Origin of the sequence: Pseudomonas agronomica, from assembly GCF_025917275.1 — a bacterium.
Lineage (GTDB): Bacteria > Pseudomonadota > Gammaproteobacteria > Pseudomonadales > Pseudomonadaceae > Aquipseudomonas > Aquipseudomonas agronomica.
This window is the reverse complement of record NZ_JAOSHO010000001.1, coordinates 54,946-61,184: the sequence shown is the minus strand read 5'-3', so window position 1 is coordinate 61,184 and position 6,239 is coordinate 54,946. Positions and strand designations below refer to the sequence as shown.

General features: G+C 53.4%; 4 protein-coding genes. 3 read left to right on the top strand and 1 reads right to left on the bottom strand.

The genetic code is table 11. The features are described from left to right. The 3 genes from hutH to OC610_RS00270 form a co-directional block, all read left to right on the top strand. Positions 1 to 1,224: histidine ammonia-lyase (gene hutH / locus OC610_RS00280; protein ID WP_264425985.1), on the top strand; the 1,224-nt coding region annotated here is incomplete at its 5' end. 435 nt (positions 1,225 to 1,659) lie between these two features. Continuing rightward, on the top strand, positions 1,660 to 2,622 hold the full coding sequence (locus OC610_RS00275; RefSeq protein WP_264425984.1) for a GlxA family transcriptional regulator: 963 nt from the start codon (positions 1,660 to 1,662) through the stop codon (positions 2,620 to 2,622). 895 nt (positions 2,623 to 3,517) lie between these two features. Further along, positions 3,518 to 4,801 (top strand): O-acetylhomoserine aminocarboxypropyltransferase/cysteine synthase family protein, encoded by a 1,284-nt coding sequence (locus OC610_RS00270; protein WP_264425982.1) that lies wholly within the window; start codon positions 3,518 to 3,520, stop codon positions 4,799 to 4,801. 80 nt (positions 4,802 to 4,881) lie between these two features. Here the strand turns inward: OC610_RS00270 and OC610_RS00265 are convergent, their stop codons facing one another. Next, positions 4,882 to 6,189, bottom strand: coding sequence for an OprD family porin (locus OC610_RS00265; RefSeq protein WP_264425980.1), 1,308 nt, complete (start codon positions 6,187 to 6,189; stop codon positions 4,882 to 4,884). Positions 6,190 to 6,239 lie beyond the last annotated feature (50 nt).

Here is a 6,239-nt window from a genome sequence, read left to right as displayed (position 1 = left end):
CTCAATAGCCTCAGCCGTGGTTTTTCCGGCATCCGCCGCGTGGTGATCGATGCTCTGATAGCACTGATCAACGCCGAGGTGTACCCGCATATTCCCTTGAAAGGTTCGGTCGGCGCATCCGGTGACTTGGCGCCTTTGGCGCACATGTCCCTGGTGCTGCTGGGAGAAGGCAAAGCGCGTTATAAGGGCGAATGGCTGGAAGCCACCGAAGCGCTGAAGGTGGCCGGTTTGGCGCCATTGACGCTGGCTGCCAAAGAGGGCTTGGCGTTGCTCAACGGTACCCAGGTCTCCACTGCTTATGCTCTGCGCGGTTTGTTCGAGGGCGAAGACCTGTTTGCGGGCGCCTTGGCCATCGGTGCTTTGACGGTCGAAGCTGTCTTGGGCTCCCGCTCGCCGTTTGACGCACGCATCCATGCCGCACGCGGCCAGAAGGCTCAGATTGATACTGCTACTGCCTATCGCGACCTGCTGGGCCAAAGCAGTGAGGTCGCCGATTCGCACAAGGACTGCGGCAAGGTCCAAGACCCCTACTCTCTACGCTGCCAACCTCAAGTCATGGGAGCGTGTCTGACCCAGTTCCGTCAGGCAGCGGAAGTATTGGTCGTAGAAGCAAATGCCGTCTCCGATAACCCGCTGGTCTTTGCCGCTGAGGGCGATGTGATCTCTGGCGGCAACTTCCACGCCGAGCCTGTGGCGATGGCCGCAGACAATATGGCATTGGCCATTGCTGAAATCGGCTCCCTGAGCGAGCGTCGCATTTCGTTGATGATGGACAAACACATGTCGCAACTGCCGCCGTTCCTGGTAGCCAATGGCGGCGTGAACTCTGGCTTCATGATTTCTCAAGTAACAGCAGCAGCGCTGGCCAGTGAAAACAAGGCGCTGGCTCACCCCCATTCCGTAGACAGCCTGCCCACGTCCGCGAACCAGGAAGATCACGTATCGATGGCACCTGCGGCTGGCAAGCGGTTGTGGGAAATGGCTGAAAACACCCGTGGAATCCTGGCTGTGGAGTGGCTAGCGGCCTGTCAGGGCCTGGACTTGCGTGACGGCTTGAAGACGTCGCCCAAGCTGGAACTGGCCCGGAACAGCCTGCGAAGCAAAGTGGCCTATTACGAGAAAGATCGTTTCTTCGCGCCGGATATCAATGCGGCCAGTGAGTTATTGGCTTCCGGCTGCTTGAACGACTTGGTATTGAACGCCTTGTTGCCCAGCTTGCGATAGATGATATCTGCCATGGCGGTGTGAATTATTCTGGCTGGTAAGCTCGTAATACGTTAAATGTCCAGGCAGCTTTTTTGCTCCACAGCTATCACGACAGATCGTCGTTTTAGCTGCGGAGCTTTTTTATTGCCCGATGATGCCATATGCAAACGTATGGGCAGACTAGCTTGAGGGCGCAGTACACTGCGCTTCCTCGCCCTGTTTCGACTTGTCTGGCCTTCGCGAACACATTTCGTACAGAGCCTAGTGTGGGTGTCGAAACAGGACGTAGCTGAGGTGTCCTTTAGTCCTCTAGTAGCTCCGCCCATCAAAAGCTCATGACCTTTTTTCTAAAGGCGCAGGGATATCTATTGCGAGGGTCCGGCCGAGTGCTCAAAATCATTCAGAGGGTCGTCATATGATGAGTCCGGATTTTGCCTCTTGGAGTAGCGGTTCATGCGCCCTAAAACCATACAATTCATCACCTACCCGCAGGTAAGTTTGCTTGACTTGGCAGGACCTCTCGACGTATTCATGGCAGCCAACCGTTTCTCCCGCCCCGATCACCAACCGTATACGATTTCTATTTTGGCGTTAAATCCAACCACTGAGATCTCCTCAGTTTTCTCAATAAACACTGAAATTCTGCACACAGAAAGCCCCTCGCCGCATACTTTGATTATACCCGGCGGGCCAGGCATACATGACTTTTGTAAAAGTCCGAAGTTCGTCGCGCACTTTGTAAAACACGCAGATAAAGCCGAGCGCCTGATTTCTGTTTGTACTGGCATATTCGCACTTGCCTGTGCCGGAAAACTGGACGGACGAAAAGCAACCACTCATTGGTCGGCGTATGACGACCTGGAGAAAAACTTCCCATCAATAATAATTAAACGCGGCCCAATATTTATTAATGATGGCCACCTATGGACATCAGCAGGCGTTACATCAGGGATCGATCTAGCCTTAGCGATCGTAGAGCAAGACCTGGGGCACACCGTTGCCCTGGAGGTTGCTCGACACCTGGTAATGTTTCTCAAACGCCCAGGAGATCAGAATCAATTCAGTTCTTCCCTCAGCTTGCAATCGAAAAGCAGTCAGTTCTCAGATTTGCATGCATGGATTAATGAGAACCTAAGCACCGACTTAACAGTACCGGCGCTCGCAAACTTCATGAATATGAGCGAAAGAACCTTTATACGTAAATATTCAGAATCGATGGAAAAAACGCCAAGCAAAATGGTGGAGCTACTCCGACTGGACGCGGCCCGCGACATGCTTACAAATTCAAACCACCCACTCAAAACCATAGCCCGGCGCTGTGGATTGGGCAGTGAATCAACCCTTATCAGAAGGTTTGTTAAAAATTTTGGCATCACCCCCAAGGAACATCGCGCCCGCTTCAAATCGACCGAATAACACTGCCGACGCTCACAACGCAGCGATACTTTCTTGGCAGAAATGTCTCCCCCAATCCTGAATGTTATCTCACCAGCCGATAGCAAAGGCCTAAATGCCTTGATCACTTTGAGGCGATACCCCTCAAGATTTGGCGGACATGATCAATATTTTGACATTTTCTCACGATGGATTTTTTTTAACATATCCTACTTCAAAGTATCCGATCAGCCTTTCAGAGATAACAGAGGCCAGTAATTGAAGCATTACACTTTAATCTCTGGCCCGTGCAAATAATCCGTTTAATACGCCCCATCGTGTCCAGCGTCAGAGACTCCCTCATGTCAAAACTGGCAATCAATACAATTGAACTACAAACAAAAATGAATGATGACCTTCGCATGGAGATCCAGTCATTACTAAAAAACATAAAACAGATTTCGCCAGGATGCGTTGAGTACGACTTCACTCAAAGTACGAACCTCAACAACTGGATCATCAGGTTCGCCTGGACCGATGAGATTTCGATGCACAATCACTTTTCCTCTGAGTCTTTGCAGGCGCTTCTGACGTTGTTAACTTCCAGATGTTCGAAACTTCACTTTGAGAAAACACTGAGCCCTGAGGAATAAGACTGGTTTACGGTTCTGACTGGGCGCGATCATAAAAGCGAAATCCAAAACCTGCGAATTGAAATCCCTTAACAGTCGAATGAACTAGGCCACCCGTGTTTCCTGGCAAGGTCATGACGGCAGCTTGATGGAACTGGTAAGTTCTGCAGGCAGCGCTCGGGGCATAAAATCCTTCGGTAAATTTCGACTGACCGGGTCAAGGCGCTCAAAGATCGGCATAATCGATTCGACAGGATCTTCATGCCGCAAAAATCCAGAATAATTTAAAGGGATCTATACCAATCATGAAAGACGCCACCATCGCGCTGCACCACGGCTTCACGTCGGACCCGACCACCAAGGCTGTCGCAGTGCCTATCTATCAGAATGTTGCCTTCGAATTCGATAACGCCCAACACGGCGCCGACCTATTCAACCTGGACGTGCCGGGCAATATTTACACCAGAATCATGAACCCCACCAATGATGTATTGGAACAACGGATGGCCGCCCTCGAAGGCGGAGTGGCAGGGCTGGCCGTATCGGCCGGCAGCGCGGCAATCCATTATGCGATCCAGACGTTAACCCGCGCAGGTGACAATGTCGTCACCACCCCACAACTCTATGGCGGTACCTACACTCTGTTCGCACATCTGTTGCCAAGCTTTGGCGTGGAGGTGCGTTTTGCACGAGATGATTCTGCCGAAGCTATCGCCGAACTGATCGACGAAAACACCAAGCTGGTTTACTGCGAAAGCATCGGCAACCCGGCGGGTAATATCATCGACCTCGAAGCGCTGGCTGATGCTGCTCATACCCGTGGCGTACCGTTGATGGTCGACAACACCGTGGCTACGCCAATCCTCTGCAAACCGATTCAGTTTGGAGCCGATATCGTCGTGCATTCCGTGACCAAGTATGTCGGTGGACACGGCAACTCCCTAGGCGGTGTGATCATTGACAGCGGCAATTTCCCTTGGACCCAATACCCGGAAAAATTCCCCAGCCTTAACCAGCCCGAGCCGGCGTACCATGATGTGATTTATACCGAGAAGTTCGGGCCCGCCGCCTTCATCGCGCGCGCGCGCACAGTGCCATTGCGCAACACCGGCGCGGCACTGGCACCCATGAACGCGTTCCTGCTGCTGCAAGGCCTGGAAACGCTCGCGCTGCGCATGGAGCGTCACACTGAAAATGCCCTGAAAGTTGCGCAGATCCTGCAGGGGCATGCAGAGGTGGAATGGGTCAGCTACGCCGGCCTCCCGGACCATCCTCACCACGCATTGGCGCAAAAATACATGCAGGGTAAACCGTCGGCGATCCTATCGTTTGGTTTGAAGGGCGGCTATGACGCAGGCGTGCGCTTCTATGATGCTCTGCAAATCTTCAAGCGACTGGTCAATATCGGTGATGCCAAGTCTCTTGCCTGCCATCCGGCTTCCACTACCCATCGGCAAATGAACGAGCAGGAACAAGCGAAGGCCGGGGTGAAGCCAGAAATGATTCGTCTGTCGGTAGGAATCGAGGCAATTGAGGACTTGATTGCTGATTTGCACCAAGCCCTCGCGGCAACTCAAATTCGGGACTAGTCGTCGCCTCGATAATGCTCGTTCCTGAACGAGGCGCTGCTGCATGCTCCGGGGGCGTTCGATACGGTGATGCTGCGCCCTTAGAGCAGCGGAATGCTGTAGCTGACAAACACTCGGTTCTGATCCTGGTCACGGGCGGCTTCGCTATTGGATTTACCGTTACGCCAACCGAAGCCAACCCCTTTGAGCGCTCCCGACTGAACGACGTAGTCCAGGAAGATATCCCTCTCCCATTCTTTCTGATTGTCACCGGACCTCGTCTTGATGTTGTCACCGGAGAGGTACATGACCGAGGCTTTCAGGCCCGGGACACCCAGGGCGGCAAAATCGTAGGCGTACTGACCGAATAATGTGCGCTCCCCTGCACGGGTGAAACTCTGGATCAGACGATCTGTGTACAGGTACAAGGAGCTGCCTCCTGCGCCTTTATCCGCCAGGCCACCCTGATTGAGTTGGGTGAAACTGCTACCGTCCGAGACGCTTTGGTAGCCGGCCGTTATCGCATGAGCGCCGAGGCTATAGATCAATGCAGCACTCCAGAGACGATTGTCGATAACGCCGTCACCGTTCTTGGTGTAGCCGCTGATTCGGTAGCCCGATGTACCGGAGCTGTTTTCACCTGACGCGTCAGTCCTGAAGTAGCGCAGGTCGGTTTTCAACGATTGGCTGTCCGAGAATGCGAGCGTGTGCGTCAGTCCGAAAAACTGCTGGTTATAGTAGTTTTCAAGCTGGGCATAGTAGTACTGAGCCGTCAGGTCCTTGGTGACTTTCCAGTCGGCCCCGGCGAAAGCGAACTGGTTGCTTTCACGCGTACCGCCCATATCGGCGAGCCCTGTCTGGTCAGTTGAAGCACGACCGGTTGCGTGTTCAATGCGTCCTCCCGTCAGGGTCAGGTCCTTGAATTCGCTCGAAGTGATTTGGCCGCCCTCGAAGGTTTGTGGGAGCACCCGTCCATCGTTGGCGACCAGAATCGGAAGTTTAGGAATCAAGGTGCCGTAGCGCAGTTCGGTCTTGGACATCTTGACCTTACCGGTCAGCCCCAGCCGGCTCCACTCGTCGACGGCGCGGTTGTCACTGTCCGAGGGAATCATCGAGCTGCCAACGTGACGTCCCTGACCGCTGTCCAGGGTGACGCCCAGCAACCCAAGGGCATCAACTCCAAGACCAACGGGCCCCTCGGTATAACCCGACTTGAAGTCCAACATGAAGCCCTGCGCCCACTCTTCGGTTTTCGAAGGGGCAGCGACACCGTCGCGGTTGTCGTTATTGAAGTAGAAGCTCCTCATGCCCAAGGTGGCTTTGCTGTCACTTGAAAAGTCGGCAAACGCCTGGCCACTGAGGGCAATGCTGCCAGACACCAACGTTGCAGATATCTTCTTCAGGCTCACTTATAACGCTCCGATTTTTATTATTTTGTATGTGATGAAAGCAACTGCGA

Bases quoted from the DNA above. Each gene is read 5' to 3' on its own strand.
- OC610_RS00275 (WP_264425984.1), top strand. From the start codon at position 1,660: ATGCGCCCTAAAACCATACAATTCATCACCTACCCGCAGGTAAGTTTG.
- OC610_RS00270 (WP_264425982.1), top strand. From the start codon at position 3,518: ATGAAAGACGCCACCATCGCGCTGCACCACGGCTTCACGTCGGACCCG.